At 47.9% G+C, this 15,070-nt stretch carries 15 protein-coding genes, 8 tRNA genes and 1 rRNA gene; 4 read left to right on the top strand and 20 right to left on the bottom strand.

All coding sequences use genetic code 11. The annotated features are described in order from the left end of the window. The 11 genes from hisB to RQP52_RS29280 form a co-directional block, all read right to left on the bottom strand. Positions 1 to 609, bottom strand: a complete 609-nt coding sequence (gene hisB / locus RQP52_RS29230) for an imidazoleglycerol-phosphate dehydratase HisB (protein ID WP_315955104.1) — start codon at positions 607 to 609, stop codon at positions 1 to 3. Continuing rightward, positions 610 to 1,896 (bottom strand): histidinol dehydrogenase, encoded by a 1,287-nt coding sequence (gene hisD / locus RQP52_RS29235; RefSeq protein WP_315955105.1) that lies wholly within the window; start codon positions 1,894 to 1,896, stop codon positions 610 to 612. It lies immediately after the preceding gene. Positions 1,897 to 1,914: 18 nt separating this feature from the next. Beyond that, positions 1,915 to 2,553 carry an ATP phosphoribosyltransferase gene (gene hisG, locus RQP52_RS29240; protein ID WP_127458374.1) on the bottom strand — a complete coding sequence of 213 codons (639 nt, stop codon included), beginning with the start codon at positions 2,551 to 2,553 and terminating at the stop codon, positions 1,915 to 1,917. A gap of 72 nt (positions 2,554 to 2,625) precedes the next feature. After that, positions 2,626 to 3,837 carry an ATP phosphoribosyltransferase regulatory subunit gene (locus tag RQP52_RS29245; protein WP_315955106.1) on the bottom strand — a complete coding sequence of 404 codons (1,212 nt, stop codon included), beginning with the start codon at positions 3,835 to 3,837 and terminating at the stop codon, positions 2,626 to 2,628. 232 nt (positions 3,838 to 4,069) lie between these two features. Beyond that, complete coding sequence (locus RQP52_RS29250; protein ID WP_315955107.1) at positions 4,070 to 4,546, bottom strand: acyltransferase; 477 nt, start codon at positions 4,544 to 4,546, stop codon at positions 4,070 to 4,072. Next, positions 4,543 to 5,202: a pyrophosphatase PpaX gene (gene ppaX / locus RQP52_RS29255; protein ID WP_315955108.1), complete on the bottom strand. Its 660-nt coding sequence runs from the start codon at positions 5,200 to 5,202 to the stop codon at positions 4,543 to 4,545. The genes RQP52_RS29250 and ppaX overlap by 4 nt, the downstream gene beginning before the upstream one ends. Beyond that, complete coding sequence (lgt, locus tag RQP52_RS29260; protein WP_315955109.1) at positions 5,180 to 6,157, bottom strand: prolipoprotein diacylglyceryl transferase; 978 nt, start codon at positions 6,155 to 6,157, stop codon at positions 5,180 to 5,182. Before lgt ends, ppaX begins: the two co-directional genes overlap by 23 nt. Before the next feature lie 42 nt (positions 6,158 to 6,199). Continuing rightward, positions 6,200 to 7,141: an HPr(Ser) kinase/phosphatase gene (gene hprK / locus RQP52_RS29265; protein ID WP_145668175.1), complete on the bottom strand. Its 942-nt coding sequence runs from the start codon at positions 7,139 to 7,141 to the stop codon at positions 6,200 to 6,202. A 184-nt stretch (positions 7,142 to 7,325) separates the two neighbouring features. Continuing rightward, positions 7,326 to 8,447: an ABC transporter ATP-binding protein gene (locus RQP52_RS29270; protein ID WP_127458380.1), complete on the bottom strand. Its 1,122-nt coding sequence runs from the start codon at positions 8,445 to 8,447 to the stop codon at positions 7,326 to 7,328. Between the two features lie 113 nt (positions 8,448 to 8,560). Then, on the bottom strand, positions 8,561 to 9,676 hold the full coding sequence (locus tag RQP52_RS29275; protein WP_315955110.1) for a PucR family transcriptional regulator: 1,116 nt from the start codon (positions 9,674 to 9,676) through the stop codon (positions 8,561 to 8,563). A 131-nt stretch (positions 9,677 to 9,807) separates the two neighbouring features. Beyond that, positions 9,808 to 10,659 carry a C40 family peptidase gene (locus RQP52_RS29280; protein WP_315955111.1) on the bottom strand — a complete coding sequence of 284 codons (852 nt, stop codon included), beginning with the start codon at positions 10,657 to 10,659 and terminating at the stop codon, positions 9,808 to 9,810. A gap of 235 nt (positions 10,660 to 10,894) precedes the next feature. Here RQP52_RS29280 and RQP52_RS29285 point away from each other — a divergent pair, with 235 nt between their 5' ends. The 4 genes from RQP52_RS29285 to RQP52_RS29300 all read left to right on the top strand — a co-directional run bounded on the left by RQP52_RS29285 (position 10,895) and on the right by RQP52_RS29300 (position 13,846). After that, entirely contained in the window at positions 10,895 to 11,287 is a 393-nt protein-coding gene (locus tag RQP52_RS29285) for a hypothetical protein (protein WP_315955112.1), read from the top strand. A 6-nt stretch (positions 11,288 to 11,293) separates the two neighbouring features. Then, positions 11,294 to 11,890 (top strand): gluconate 2-dehydrogenase subunit 3 family protein, encoded by a 597-nt coding sequence (locus tag RQP52_RS29290; protein WP_315955113.1) that lies wholly within the window; start codon positions 11,294 to 11,296, stop codon positions 11,888 to 11,890. After that, the gene (locus tag RQP52_RS29295; protein ID WP_315955114.1) at positions 11,887 to 13,449 is read left to right on the top strand and encodes a GMC family oxidoreductase; all 1,563 of its coding nucleotides are present in this window, start codon (positions 11,887 to 11,889) and stop codon (positions 13,447 to 13,449) included. Before RQP52_RS29290 ends, RQP52_RS29295 begins: the two co-directional genes overlap by 4 nt. Before the next feature lie 94 nt (positions 13,450 to 13,543). Continuing rightward, positions 13,544 to 13,846, top strand: a complete 303-nt coding sequence (locus RQP52_RS29300; RefSeq protein ID WP_315955115.1) for an MTH1187 family thiamine-binding protein — start codon at positions 13,544 to 13,546, stop codon at positions 13,844 to 13,846. 109 nt (positions 13,847 to 13,955) lie between these two features. Here the strand turns inward: RQP52_RS29300 and RQP52_RS29305 are convergent. The 9 genes from RQP52_RS29305 to RQP52_RS29345 form a co-directional block, all read right to left on the bottom strand. Next, a tRNA-Lys gene (locus RQP52_RS29305) sits at positions 13,956 to 14,028 on the bottom strand. 9 nt (positions 14,029 to 14,037) lie between these two features. Then, positions 14,038 to 14,119 (bottom strand) — tRNA-Tyr (locus tag RQP52_RS29310). A 47-nt stretch (positions 14,120 to 14,166) separates the two neighbouring features. Then, positions 14,167 to 14,239: transfer RNA gene (locus RQP52_RS29315), tRNA-Phe, on the bottom strand. Positions 14,240 to 14,283: 44 nt separating this feature from the next. Beyond that, positions 14,284 to 14,360 (bottom strand) — tRNA-Asp (locus tag RQP52_RS29320). 27 nt (positions 14,361 to 14,387) lie between these two features. Beyond that, positions 14,388 to 14,463 (bottom strand) — tRNA-Thr (locus RQP52_RS29325). 71 nt (positions 14,464 to 14,534) lie between these two features. Then, positions 14,535 to 14,610 (bottom strand) — tRNA-Val (locus RQP52_RS29330). A gap of 16 nt (positions 14,611 to 14,626) precedes the next feature. Next, positions 14,627 to 14,703 (bottom strand) — tRNA-Met (locus RQP52_RS29335). 29 nt (positions 14,704 to 14,732) lie between these two features. Further along, positions 14,733 to 14,824 (bottom strand) — tRNA-Ser (locus RQP52_RS29340). A 121-nt stretch (positions 14,825 to 14,945) separates the two neighbouring features. Next, a 23S ribosomal RNA gene (locus tag RQP52_RS29345) occupies positions 14,946 to 15,070 on the bottom strand; the annotation flags it as partial.

Genomic DNA, 15,070 nt, shown 5'->3' on the forward strand with positions numbered 1-15,070 from the left:
TTACAGCACTCCCTTCGTCGAAGGAACCCCCTGAACGCGAGGATCAATCGTTGTCGCTTCATCGATTGCGCGACCTAGCGCTTTAAACACCGCTTCAATCATGTGATGGGTGTTATGCCCATAATGTACGATGACATGAAGCGTGATGCGAGCTTCCAGCGCAAGCTTCCATAGAAACTCATGAACAAGCTGCGTTTCAAAGCTGCCCACGTTGGCCGTAGGATACTGAGCGCGATACTCAAAATGCGGTCGGTTGCTGATATCAATAACGACCTGCGCTAGCGCCTCATCCATAGGGACAAACACGCTTGCATAACGTTTGATCCCTCTTTTATCACCTAACGCTTCGCGTAACGTTTGACCCAAGCAAATCCCGATATCTTCAACCGTGTGATGATCATCAATTTCGATATCGCCTTTAGCGTCAACGTTCAGATCGAAATGTCCATGCTTCGTGAACAAATCCAACATATGATTCAAGAAAGGAACGTCCGTTTGAATTTCCGAACTCCCCGTCCCATCTACTTGGAACGATAGTTTAATATCCGTTTCATTCGTTTTGCGGGCTACACTCGCCGAGCGGCCCTTCCCATTATCCTGTTCAGCCATTTATTTCAACTTCCCTTCCTTCTTGAGTCGTACTTCCACCGCTCTCGCATGACCTTCCAGCCCTTCATTGCGGGCCAAAGTCATAATCATATCGCCGTTCGCGATGAGCGCTTCCTTGCTATAGTGAATAACGCTTGATTTTTTCAGAAAATCGTCTACATTCAGCGGGGATGAGAAACGGGCTGTGCCGTTCGTCGGCAGCACATGATTCGGCCCGGCGAAATAATCGCCGACAGGCTCTGTGCTGTACGCACCCAAGAAAATAGCCCCAGCATTCTCAATGCGCGGCAGCAGGTTAAAAGGCTCCTGCACTAGCAGCTCGCAATGCTCAGGCGCCAAGCGGTTGACTACGTCAACGCCTTCGTCCAAGCTGTCCACGAGGAGAATGGCACCTCTGGTCGCTGTAGAAACGGCAGCGATCGCTTTCTTCGGCAGCATATCCAGCTGCCGCCATAGCTCTAGCCGAACCGATTCGGCTAGCTCCTGGGACGGTGTCACCAGAATAGCCGGTGACATCTCATCATGCTCGGCTTGCGCCAGCAAATCAGCCGCAACGTATTCAGGATCGGCGTGCTCATCCGCCAGCACGACGATGTCCGTTGGCCCGGCGATCATGTCGATATCGACGACGCCGAACACGAAGCGCTTCGCCAGCGCGACGTAGATGTTGCCAGGGCCGACGATTTTATCGACCGGCTGGATCGATTCCGTGCCGTAGGCCAGCGCGGCTACCGCCTGCGCCCCGCCTGCGCGGTAGATCTCTTTCACACCCGCTTCGGCTGCCGCCACGAGGATATGCGGGTTGATGCCCTCTTCCCCAGCGGTGGCCGGAGGCGTCACCATCGCGATCTCCGGCACCCCCGCCACGATCGCGGGGATGGCATTCATCAGCACGGAGGACGGGTACGCCGCCTTCCCTCCGGGCACATACAAGCCGACCCGCTTCAGCGGTCGGATGATTTGGCCCAGCAGGCTGCCGTCCGGCTGCAGGTCCATCCATGATGTGCGTTTCTGCTTCTCATGAAACGCACGAATATTAGCGGCCGCTTGACGCAGCGCCGCCAAGAACTCGGCGTCGACCTGTGCGTACGCCGCCTGGATCTCTTCGTCGCTGACGCGAAGCTCAGCGACTTCGACGCGGTCGAACTCCCGCGCCATGCGCCGCAGCGCGGCGTCGCCGTCCTTCCGCACTTCATCGATGATGCGGCGGACGGTTTCATTTTGCTCCGGTGAACCGTATTCGACCTCGCGTTTCAATTCAAATTCCGAGGCGGGTAGTATCCGCATAGCTATCTCCCTTTCTTTCTAAACCTTCGTCAGCGCAGGAAGTACCGCCTGCAGCATATCACACAACCGCTGAATGGATTCGTTCTTCATGCGGTAGCTAACCCGATTCGCAATTAAGCGGCTCGTAATTTGAAAAATCTCCTCTTGCTCCACGAGTCCGTTCTCTTTCAGCGTCTGTCCCGTCTCCACCATGTCCACAATACGGTCAGCAAGACCGATGAGCGGCGCCAGCTCGATAGAGCCATTCAACTTAATGACCTCTACCTGCTGCCCTTGCTCGCGGAAATATTGTGATGCCACGTTCGGATACTTCGTCGCCACTCTTGGATTGATTACTTGCTTCCAATCCGGCAGCCCGATCACCGACATGCGGCAGCGAGCAATCCCCAAATCCAGCAGCTCGTAAACGTTACGGTTTTCCTCCATTAACACATCCTTGCCGACAACCCCGATATCCGCTACCCCATATTCGACATAGGTCGGAACATCCACAGGTTTTGCTAAAATGAATTCCATTTTCGCTTCATGTACGGGAATAATTAACCGACGTCCTTCTTCCAAATCCTCCGGAATCGGCAGCCCCGCTTTATGAAAAAGCTTCGCTGCCTGTTTATAAATACGGCCTTTCGGCATCGCTACTTTAAGTATTTCATCCACCGTTCCAACCTACCTTCCGATCGCCGGAGAAAAAGCGCTTAATCTGCGCTCCCTTCCTGCTTTGTGTGTACCTTATTGCGCTAACAGCGCTATAACTTCCTGATATGCGATGCCACGCACCTCATATGAACCATCTTCTTTCGCTAATCGCGCGCTCGACCAAGCTCCTGGTTCGCTCACCAGCTGCGTAATTACCACAGCCGTCTCCTCGCTGCCCCGCTTAGCTTTGGCTAGTTGGAGCGCTTCTTCGCGATGCTCAGCATCGTAAGCAATCAACACGCGCTTAGGTGTCGCTACAGCTTCTCCGCCGTTCACTTCAAGAATGCGGTTCGTCTTCAGCGCAAAACCCGTCGCCGGCGCAGGCCGCCCGAACTGGCTCAGCAGATTATCGTATCTGCCGCCGCTGCACACTGGGAAGCCAAGATCTGCTGCATATCCTTCAAATGTCATGCCTGTATAGTAGGAGAAATCTCCAATCATCGTTAAATCGATAACAACGTGTTCGCTTACGCCATAAGCTTTCAGGACATCCCACACTTCACATAGGTGTCGAATTGCATCCTGCGCGATAGGGTGCTGAGAAACCATCCGAGCTTGCTCGCAAATTTCATCTCCGCCTCTAAGCCTTAACACGCCGATTAGCTCCCGCTCCACCTCTGGCGTAAGGGCCAGTGACTTGATTGCTTCACGGTATCCGACATAATCACGAGCTAGCAAATGTTCCTTCAAACTCAGCTGAGCATCACTGCGGCCTTCCAGTGTTTCCTGGAACAATCCGTTCAAGAACCCTACATGGCCGAGTGCAATCTTGAATGTACCAACGCCAGCCGCTTGCAGCGAAGCAACTGCCAAGGCCACAACCTCAGCATCAGCTTCTGACGAAGCATCCCCGATTAATTCAACACCTGTTTGGTAAAACTCCGAATCGCGTCCAGCTTCCTCTTCTATCGCGCGAAACACGTTCGAATGATAGGATAAACGAAGTGGGAACGCATGTTCCTTCAATAAAGATGAAGCTACACGTGCGATCGGAGCAGTCAATTCGGAACGCAATACTAGCGTTTGACCTTTGCGATCCAGCAGCTTGAAAAGCTTCTTATCTTCTGTGGAGCTTGCCACCCCAACGGTATCGTAATATTCAAGTGTAGGCGTAAGGATCTGGTTATATCCCCAGCGTTCCATACAAGCCAGTACACGGTATTCTATGTTGCGCAGCTTCGTGACCGCTTCGGGCAAGTAATCCTTGACCCCTAACGGCTTTTCAAATACTTTTGGCTTTGACACCGTCTCACCTCAACATCTATAAATTCAGTTCTGTTTTTCCCTCTTATCACTTTATCGCGTTAACGTGCTACCATACTACCAAAATAAAGAATGTACGGCTATTTTATCACGTAACCCTAGGACCGTCAATTGCCTCTTTCACTAGTTCCTTACATTTACAATTTCTTTACGTTCGCAAAGAAAAAGAGCTGTACAGCTCAATAGCGCACAACTCTTATTTCTCAATTTGAAATTAACGTATGGTTTGCAGCGGATTTCCTGCGACGAAGCTATGCGCGGCTACATCCTTGTGCACGACTGAACCCGCACCGATGATTGCGTAATCTCCGATCGTTACGCCTGGAAGAATCGTCGTATTCGCCCCCACCATCACATGGGATCCGATATGAACATCGCCAAGCCTATACTCCTTGGTCAAATATTCATGAGCCAATATCGTCGTGTTATACCCAATAATCGTATTATTGCCAATATGAATCTTCTCTGGAAAAAACACATCCACCATGACCATCAAGGCAAATGCTGTGTGTTCCCCCACCGTCATCCCAAGGATATGCCGGTAGATCCAGTTTTTCATCCGCAGCGAAGGCGAATATCGTGTAATCTGGATGAATACGAAATTGCGAATCGCCTTCCATTTGCTGACGGTATGATAGATTTGCCACAGGGCATTAGGACCCTCAACCGGGTACCTGTCCGTTTTTCTCAATGAGCATCCACATCCGACGCAAGACCCACGATAGGCAGTAGATCGAACATATCGTCAATTAGATGATCAGGATTGTACTCCTCCAAGTAAGAGCGGCCTTTCCATGACCATGTAACACCAACTGATATGACACCCGCATTTTTCGCGGCTTCAATGTCATAATGGCTGTCTCCCACCATCACGGCTTGATCCGGCGTTCCTCCCAGTACCTTAAGTGCAGCGAGAATGCCTTCCGGGTGCGGTTTCGCTTCCTTCACATCTTCTACAGTGACAATCGTGCTCACGAACTCGTCTAGTCCGCACAATTTCAGGCCCATTAGCGTAGTTTGTCTGATTTTGCTGGTCACGATGCCGATTTTAATCCCATTCTCATGCAATTTCTTCATAACAGCTCGCACGTTAGGGAACTCCTTAACAAGCTCATCATGTTTGGACAGGTTAAATGTTCGATATTTCTTTATGAGCTCTTCCACTTCTTTTCTTCCTGTAAAAAACTCCATTTGCTCGACAAGCGGCCGCCCCATATTCGGGATGATTAACTCCCGGCCTACGGGTTCCGGCGTCTCGCCTTCCAAGCTATGCAAAAAGGACTGCACAATCAGCTCATTGGTATCCACAATGGTGCCATCCAGGTCAAACAGTACGGTTTGAATCATAATCTGCTCCTTTATCTTGCTGCTCTTGTTCTTTCACGACTCTATTTTTGTCTAATGTTTTTGAGGAAACAATCGGGTCTGCATAGTGAACAGTGGCATACCCTTTTTTCCTTCTTACGGTAATTAAAATGGCCATTCCAATGACAAGCAGAAGTGCTAACAGCTGTGAGAATCTCACGTTGCCGCCATACGTCATCACACCCGGTTCAAAGACGGCTTTCATCGGAGACCAAAGTGCATTAACAAACGAAGCCAGCCATGCAGGACCTGTGAAATCCAAACTATCCGTGCGCAAGCCCTCAATGAAGAATCGTCCTATGGAGTACCAGATGAAGTAACTGAAGAAAAGTTCTCCAGCTCGTAAGAATGGTCTGCGGCGAAGCCATAGAAGCACACACAATCCTACAATGTTCCACAAAGATTCATACAGAAACGCCGGGTGATAAAACGTGCCTTCAATGTTCATTTGATTCACAATAAAATTAGGCAAATGCAGCGTGTTGCGCAGGAATGACTCCGAAACAGGGCCCCCATGTGCTTCCTGATTCATGAAATTGCCCCAACGTCCAATCGCTTGGCCAACGATTAAGCCTGGCGCGCAAATATCCGCAATCCGCAAGAAACCGTAGCCTTTTGCTCTAACATAGAAATACACACCGATAATGGCGCCGATTAACGCCCCGTAGATGGCGATCCCACCGTGCCAGATCATGAAAATTTCAGCCAAGTTATTCTTATAATCCGACCACTGGAAGGCCACATAATATATTCTTGCCCCAATAATGGCCGAAGGCACGCCAATCAGCAACAAATCCATGAAAAAGTCAGGAATAATCTTGAATCGTTTTCCTTCTTGAATGGCCAATAGTAGCCCGATTAATGCTGCTGTACCTAAAATAATGCCATACCATCGGACATGAATCGGTCCAAGGGAGAACGCAACGCTTTCTAACATAGTTTCACTCCTTCAGATGTTAACTGTCTTTCTAGCCAGATTTCAATCAAAATCTTCATAATCTTCGTTCAGCGATTCCGTTAGTTTATTCGTAAACTGCAGCGCCGCGTTGTACCCCATCCGCTTCAAACGATAGTTCATCGCAGCCACTTCTACGATAACCGCTAAATTTCGTCCAGGTCGTACTGGAATCGTGACGAGCGGCAAATCGGTATCAATGATGCGTGTGAGTTCCTCATCTAAGCCTAAGCGATCATATTGCTTGTCCTGCTGCCAATTCTCCAATTTGACCACGACGGAAATTTTCTTCACATTACGAACCGCCCCGGCTCCGAACAATGTCATCACATTGATAATACCGACGCCGCGGATTTCGAGCAAATGCCGGATCAATTCCGGCGCGTTCCCTGTCAGCACTTTATCTCCGTTTTGACGTATTTCAACGGCATCATCGGCAATTAAGCGATGCCCTCTTTTTACAAGCTCAAGCGCTGTTTCGCTTTTCCCGATACCGCTGCTGCCTGTAATCAGCATGCCGATACCATAGACATCGACAAGAACGCCATGAATCGTCGTGCTTGGCGCTAATTTATTTTCCAAAAACCCTGTTAATCGGCTTGCGAAAATGGTTGTCGACATTTGACTGCGAAGCACGGGAAGATCACGTTTTGTCGCTTCTTCCAACAGCTCCGTTGGAATATCCAGCCCTCGTGTCACGATGATACAAGGTGTTTCCTCCGGAGCGCATAGCTGCTCTACCCGGTTTCTGCGGACACCTGTCGTTAACATCTCCATGAAGGTGATTTCTGTCTTCCCTAGCATTTGAATACGTTCTCTCGGATGATAATTGAAATATCCCGCCATCTCGAGACCCGGACGGTACAAATCTCCGGTTGTTATCGCACGTTTGAGCCCAGATTCACCTGCAAGAACCTCCATATGGAGTTGTTCCACTAACTCGGAAACCTTCACCTTTTTGGCCATCGTCCTATCTCCTCTGCGTTTTGCCTGAGCAAAACCTGCTTCATCTGCTCATACTCATTTCTTTTCCAATAGTTTCATCGTAATGGAATACGAAACTGAAATCAACTAAAGTGTTCGCAATCTTCCTGTTTCTCCCCAAACAGCAAAAAAGCCAGCCGATTACGGCTGGCCTTTCAGTTCCAACTTATTTCGCTAAGATGGACAATGTGGATTCTTTATCGAAGAAATGAACTTTGTTCATATCCAAAGCCAATTTCACGTTTGTGCCTTCTTTGATTCCGGATCGGCCATCTACACGTGCGATAACTGTGTTAGCGCCGATACCGTTCAGGTACAAGTACATTTCGTGACCCAAGTTCTCAGTTAATTCAACGTTAACGTTGAATACTGTGTTCGGGGAAGCTTCCAAGAATACTGGCTCTTCGTGAATGTCTTCTGGACGAACTCCCAGAATCACTTCTTTACCAACATATCCTTTGTCTTTCAGTACTTGTGCTTTACCAGCTGGAACTTCAACGTTAACAGAACCTGCTTTGAAGAAGATTCCGCTTCCTTCTTGTGTCAGTGTACCTGTCATGAAGTTCATGGATGGGGATCCGATGAAGCCCGCAACGAAGATGTTCACTGGGAAGTTGTAGATTTCTTCAGGTGTAGCTGCTTGTTGAATGATACCTTTATCCATAACAACGATGCGATCGCCCATTGTCATTGCTTCGATTTGGTCATGCGTTACGTAGATTGTCGTAACACCAAGACGTTTTGTTAATTTTGTGATTTCCGCACGCATTTGTACGCGAAGTTTCGCATCCAAGTTGGAAAGCGGCTCATCCATTAAGAATACTTGTGGCTCACGAACGATCGCACGACCCAAGGCAACACGTTGGCGTTGACCACCGGAAAGAGCTTTTGGTTTGCGGTCCAGCAAGTGAACGATATCCAAGATTTTCGCTGCTTCGCGAACGCGAGCATCGATATCAGCTTTTTTGAATTTACGAAGTTTCAAACCGAATGCCATGTTTTGATAAACAGTCATATGCGGGTAAAGGGCATAAGATTGGAAAACCATCGCGATATCGCGGTCTTTAGGAGCGACATCATTAACTAGGCGGTCTCCGATGTAAAGTTCACCCTCAGTGATTTCCTCTAATCCTGCGATCATACGAAGAGTTGTGGATTTTCCGCAACCGGAAGCTCCAACCAATACGACGAACTCTTTATCTGCAATTTCAAGATGGAAATCTTTAACTGTAGATTCTTCTGCACCAGAATATCTTTTAACGATATGATTTAAACGTACGCCTGCCATGTGTTCATTCCCCCTACGGTTTATCGATGTACACTACTTGTTCATCAACTTTTGACTATACTCATCTTACCCCACGAAGCCCGGACTGACTATGCACAATACCTACAAAAAAATCACTTTCTTTTCGTTACTTTGTACAATAATAGTGCAAGTCTTACTAATACCGCATGATTAAACGTTCGGACATCCAGTCCGGTCTCATTTTTGAACTTGTCCAATCGATATAATAGCGTGTTCCTATGAATATAAAGCTTCTTCGCGGTTTCACTAACATTGCAGTCTAGTGTGAAGAAATGCTCAAGGGTTGTAACCGTCTCTGCGTCCAGCGCATGGTCGGTGCCGCGCAGCACCTGCTCCAGGAATTCCGCTTTCTCCTCTTCCTCAATAAGGTGCAGCAGCTTTTCCAACCGAAGCTCCCAACGAAGGTGAATGAAGCTGCCTACGTGGAAAGAGCGGCCTAGCATAATCGTTTCCCTTAGTTTGAGAATCGTAGCAAACAGCGATTTCGCGGGTTTCACTGGATAATCGATGGCTAGATGGCATTCTCCCACCCACTCATTAGCGAGCATTTCATATAAACCTGAACCCAGGGCATCTAGAATTTGTTCTACGCTTTCTTCTTCGTCACCCTCACGTTCTTCGCTTCCACTCGCTAGCAAACCTTCCGGCGCTAGAATCAGCCATTCTTTATCCATTAGAGGAATCAGAATAATCTCCGATTCAAAGAAAGATTCCAGCAGCTTTTTCAGCTCTGCGTAGGAAACGCTCTGGCTTTGAGAATAATCCCCGTATAAAAGCAGCGGAATTTTCGTTGAATACAGTGAGGATTGTGAAGCAAGCGCATCTGGAAGCTCCGCGTAAGTCGAACCGAGTTCCATTTGCTGAAGCAGCCAATCCCTTAACTGATGAGCCCTTCTTTCATCTTCAGACAGGTAAATGCCACGCTGTTTCTTTTCCTGTGTTTGTTTGGACTCAACCGTCATTTCAACGAGTTTGCGCTCAGATGCCGTCAGCTTGGCTCCAGCTATCTGTAAAACGCGTATATCCTTATGTTCCTTAGCTAAATAAAACAACACATCTTGCCCACGTTCAATACTTCGACAAAAGCTCGCCGGGTGTTCGGCTTGTTCTTCGGATAAGTGCAACCAATCTGCTTCAGAGATCAAACCAATGTGCATAGGTGTCTGTAAAACCGCTTCCAAACGTTCTTTTATGCGCTCCCAATCCATCTGCGTCTCTCCTTAGTCCTAGCTTTCTTTTATCTCTATCTCCCTATTGTACCATATCTGCCAGGTTTCATGGAAAAGAACCCTCCTGCAACTAGGCTGCATAAGGGTTCCATTGATTGGTAGCTAATCTTCTAGTTTAAAACCCGACGTGCCGTCACGTAATGATCCGCCCACCACTCTTTGTTAATTGAGGTGAATTTCACGCCGCCTTCACCATACGTATGGATCATCATGCCATCACCTACATAAATCCCGACATGTCCAATATTTTTACCTGAATCCACAGTTGTAAAGAAAACTAAGTCGCCGGTCTGCAAATCGCTTTTGCTGACAAACTTACCTTCTTTCGCTTGATCGCGAGATACCCGCGGTAGCGTGATGTCGTACTCAGCAAACACGGTTTTCACAAACGACGAGCAATCCATCGTTTTGGTTTGTCCATATTTCGCACCAAAAACGTATGGTGTACCCAAGTATTTCTGAGCAGTCAAAATAAGCTCAGCTTTCAACCGATCCTTGGAGGAAAGAAGACTTTTCCCGCCAATGAAACTGCTCTTATAGTCATTTACACTACGAGTGACGACTTCGTCTTTGCTCTGGGAAGACATAACCATTTTCCCTTGACCGACATAGATCCCAGCAAATGATGGATTCTTACCACTGCCAAAGAACAAGACGTCACCTGGTTCCGCTTTGGACATATCCGTGATTGTCTTTTTATTCATTTTAAATTGATCCGCAAGCGTTCTTGGAATCGAGTAATCCAGCGTTTGGTAGACATAATAAATCAAGCCCGAGGAATCAAACCCCGCACCAGGCGTTTCGCTACCTTTGGAATAATCGACTCCTACCATTTTCTTCGCTAGTGAAACTGCATCCATATCATCATTAGCGGCGTATGCGGAAATAGCTGTTGTTGCTGAGAGTGCAATCGTTACCGCTGCCGTTATCCCAACTGTGCGTCTTGCAAGAATCTTTATCATCTTAAATCCTCCAGTACGTATTTGTTAGTAGATATGGAAAAGTCCATTTAATCTAGTACAAGATTACCATGTCTATGAAAAGACTTTCATTCCTAAAATGTTTCCTTACACACACATGATTGGTAATGCTAACAAATCTTTCATCCGTGCGTCATTAAGGACAGCGTGCTCATAAACTTCGTTTTTTTGGAAATAATTGTACAAGGGATATTCGTCCTATAGGGAGGTACTACATATGGTTTGGACGCAATGGTCTTTGGACCGAGTCATTATTCTCTTGATTGGGGTCGCCTATCTACTCTTATGGATCCAAGTGACTTTATCGCACTATCGTCAAAACTTTCATAAGAAAATAATGTGGAGTCCAGTCATTCTGTCTTTTCTTATCAGTTTTGTCTCCATTCTGTGTACGCTTGTCAATCGCCATGGTTGGTATACGGCTGTGCATCTCATCTTTTGGCTTGGGGTCCTTCAAGGATTAATCGGCTTTGCTTTTCATCTAAGTGGTGTACGTAAAAGAGTAGGCGGCTTTGCTTTACGAAACTTTCTCACAGGACCGCCGGTGCTGATGCCTCTACTATTTTCTTTTCTAAGTATTCTTGGACTTACTGCCATTTATGGAGGTTGATTGACGATGACAAATCATAGCTATTATCCGACTTATAACGTCATGGATGAGCAAAAGGAATGGGATGCCAACACTCGGAATATTGTAAATGCACGTTTACAGCGTGAAACCATGTATCAGTTCCTCACACATGTAGAGGCAGAAACATTGCGGGCTTGGTGCTCGCTGCTTATGGATGATAATAGGGGAGAAATCATTCAGTACGTCCTTTGTCATATCGACGAGGTTCTCACACAGGACAAAGGTGAGGGGCAGCGAAAAATGAATGTCCCCCCTTTGCGCACGCTTTTACGTCAAGGGCTTAAAGCTATTGATGAGACTGGCTGGATTGATAGCAGCAAACCTTTTTTTCAACTAGATGAGACGTCTCAGCGACACATTATGCTGCAAATCAGCAGCGACAGTTACCCTCTGACAGAAAATTGGGAAGGCGTCCCGCAGAAAGCTTTGTTTCAAAAACTGCTGAAGCTCAGTGTCGAGGCTTATTATTCTCATCCTTTGGTATGGTCGGAGATCGGGTTTGGCGGTCCTGCCTATCCGCGTGGTTATGTGCGCGCAGAAACAGGCCAACTTGACCCTTGGGAGGCTGTGAAGGAGCAATGAAGAGGAGATACGAGCAAGACGAAGTTGATATCTTAATCGTTGGAGCAGGCGCCGCTGGCGGCGTTCTGGCCAAAGAACTGAGCGAAGCCGGTCTCAGTGTCGTTGTTTTGGATGCCGGACCGTGGCGGGATCCTCAGAAGAATTTTGCTAGTGACGAGTTGAGCATGCGGCAGTTAGGGTGGGAAGATACTCGCCTTGTAGACGGGACCGTTCCGCTAGGCGTGGGTTACTCTAATTCGGGACGGGGAGTCGGCGGGGGAACGCAAAACTTCACGGGCGTTTTCTTACGATTTCATGAATCTGATTTCAAAACCAAATCCATCGATGGTGTAGGAGAAGACTGGCCCATTCATTACAAAGATCTTGAACCTTACTATAATCGGATTGAAAAAGAAATTGCCGTTTCGGGACCTAAACATTTTCCATGGGGCAACTTTCGGGGGCCTTATCCCTATCCGGAACGAGACCCCTTAAGTCCTAACGCCTACCTGTTTCAAAAAGGCTGTGAAGCACTCGGCATTCAATCCGCTGTTACTCCGCTTGCCATTCTATCTGCTCCCTATGATGGTCGTCCTCCCTGCATCAACCGCGGTTTCTGCATCCAGGGCTGCATGCCGAATGCCAAATTCAGCACCTTGACCGTACATATCCCCAAAGCTGTGAAAGCTGGGGCAGAGGTTCTCCCCGATTGCATGGTCACTCAGATTGAAGTTGACGCAAACGGTCATGCCAGCGGTGTGCTCTTTATCCATCAGGGAACGGAGTACCGGCAGCGTGCCAAAACGGTTATTGTATGCGCACATGCCGTCGAAACGCCTCGTCTGCTGCTTCATTCAGCGTCGCCACTATTTCCTGACGGTCTAGCTAATTCTAGCGGATGGGTTGGCCGTGCTATTATGACGCATAGCAGCAACGATGTGTATGCCAAATTTGAGCAGGAGGTTCGTTTATACAAAGGCACTCCAGTGCTAGCATCTACTCAGGATTTCTATGAGACGGATCCTCGGCGTGGTTATGCTCGCGGCTATACAATTCATTCTCACGGTTCCAGACCTATAGATATGGCCGATGGGATCAGCAAATCGACGCAAGATCCTCTTTGGGGATCAGGGCTAAGACAAGCTATGCTTAACTACAATCACTATGGGCGGTTAACGATGGTTGGAGAGGTTCTTCCACAGTGGGATAACCATATCTCCTTATCTGACGAAAAAGATGACTACGGCATGCCACGTGCCGCTGTTACCTTTAATTACGGAGATAATGATCGCAAACTCATCGATCACGCCGTTGACAATATGCAGCTGATCCTCAAAGCGGCTGGAGGAGAAATTGCCTTCGTTGTACCGGATACGCAGCATTTCATGGGGGGATGCCGTATGGGAAATAACCCTGCTACATCTGTCGTCAACACATACGGCCAGAGTCACGATATACCGAACCTTTTCATCTGCGATGCGAGTCTGTTCGTGACCTCCAGCGGCTGTAATCCGACCAATACGGTTATGGCTCTTGCTGCAAGGACTGCGGATTATATTATTGAACTTGCTAGCATTTAAGGCAGCGGTGCTCTAGCGTTTAGTTGCATCTCCTATATTCCAACATCTACAATAGAGCATAGCAGGCAAGAGGAAAGGAGAGGTTTCAACTTACATGGCTATTGCAGAATTTACGATTATCCCAATCGGGACAGCAACTACAAGCCTTAGCGGATATGTGGCTGATCTTCACAAAGAACTAGAAAAGCACACGGATATTACGTTCGAGATGACACCCATGGGAACTATTCTAGAAGGCTCCTTAGATCGAATTCTGGAGGTCATTCGCGCTGTGCATGAGGTTCCCTTCACGAATGGCGCACAGCGTGTATCCACCTCCATTAAAATCGACGATCGCCGTGATAAAGCGGCCTCTATGTCTCAAAAAATGCAGTCGGTTGCAGAAAAATTGAAATAAAAAGAGCATCCCTTCGTTGGGATGCTTTTTTGTATTAAAGGCGTTTATAGAAATCAAAATAATAAAACAAAAAAAGACCCTCGCGGCCTTGTGTTTTTACTTATAAAAGTGAGCCATGTAGGACTCGAACCTACGACACCCTGATTAAAAGTCAGGTGCTCTACCAACTGAGCTAATGGCTCTTAGGGAAATGGAGGCTGATGGATTCGAACCACCGAACTCGGAGAGAGCAGATTTACAGTCTGCCGTGTTTAGCCACTTCACTAAGCCTCCAGATTGCGAGATAACCGTGCTGCGTTGTAGCAGCACAACCATCTCAATGGCTCGGGACGGAATCGAACCGCCGACACGAGGATTTTCAGTCCTCTGCTCTACCGACTGAGCTACCGAGCCTTATGTACTTCTTTTAGATTGTCCCATTCAAAGAAAAAGATGAATGGCGGAGCCGACGGGATTCGAACCCGCGGTCTCCTGCGTGACAGGCAGGCATGTTAGGCCTCTACACCACGGCTCCATGACAATTCAATTTGCACCAACTAAATGGTGCCGTCGAGAGGACTTGAACCCCCAACCTACTGATTACAAGTCAGTTGCTCTACCAGTTGAGCTACAACGGCATATAGTTTCGAGGCCTCCGAAAAGTAATCGGAAACTCCATCTTGGAAACACTTCACTTTTTGGGGTAAAGTGGTGGAGGCTGACGGGATCGAACCGCCGACCCTCTGCTTGTAAGGCAGATGCTCTCCCAGCTGAGCTAAGCCTCCATCTGGAATGGTTTTATGGTAGCGGCAGAGGGGCTCGAACCCCCGACCTTACGGGTATGAACCGTACGCTCTAGCCAGCTGAGCTACGCCGCCACATAAAAGGTGTTATATATGTTTGGAACTGGCGGAGAGAGAGGGATTCGAACCCTCGCACCACTTACGCAGTCTAACCCCTTAGCAGAGGGTCCCCTTATAGCCACTTGGGTATCTCTCCAAGACATATATACTCAGGAATTATTATTCCCTGAAAACTAGATACGAAACGTTTGTAAAGTTACAACTATAGGTTTCAAGCAGAGAGACTTTAATCTTCGATTAAAGATCCCTCCCTATATGAGGTTAAGCCCTCGACCGATTAGTATTCGTCAGCTGCATGCATTGCTGCACTTCCACCTCGAACCTATCAACCTCGTCGTCTACAAGGGGTCTTACATACTGGGAAATCTCATCTTGAGGGGGG

It is taken from the genome of Paenibacillus violae (assembly GCF_032461945.1).
Classification (GTDB): domain Bacteria; phylum Bacillota; class Bacilli; order Paenibacillales; family NBRC-103111; genus Paenibacillus_E; species Paenibacillus_E violae.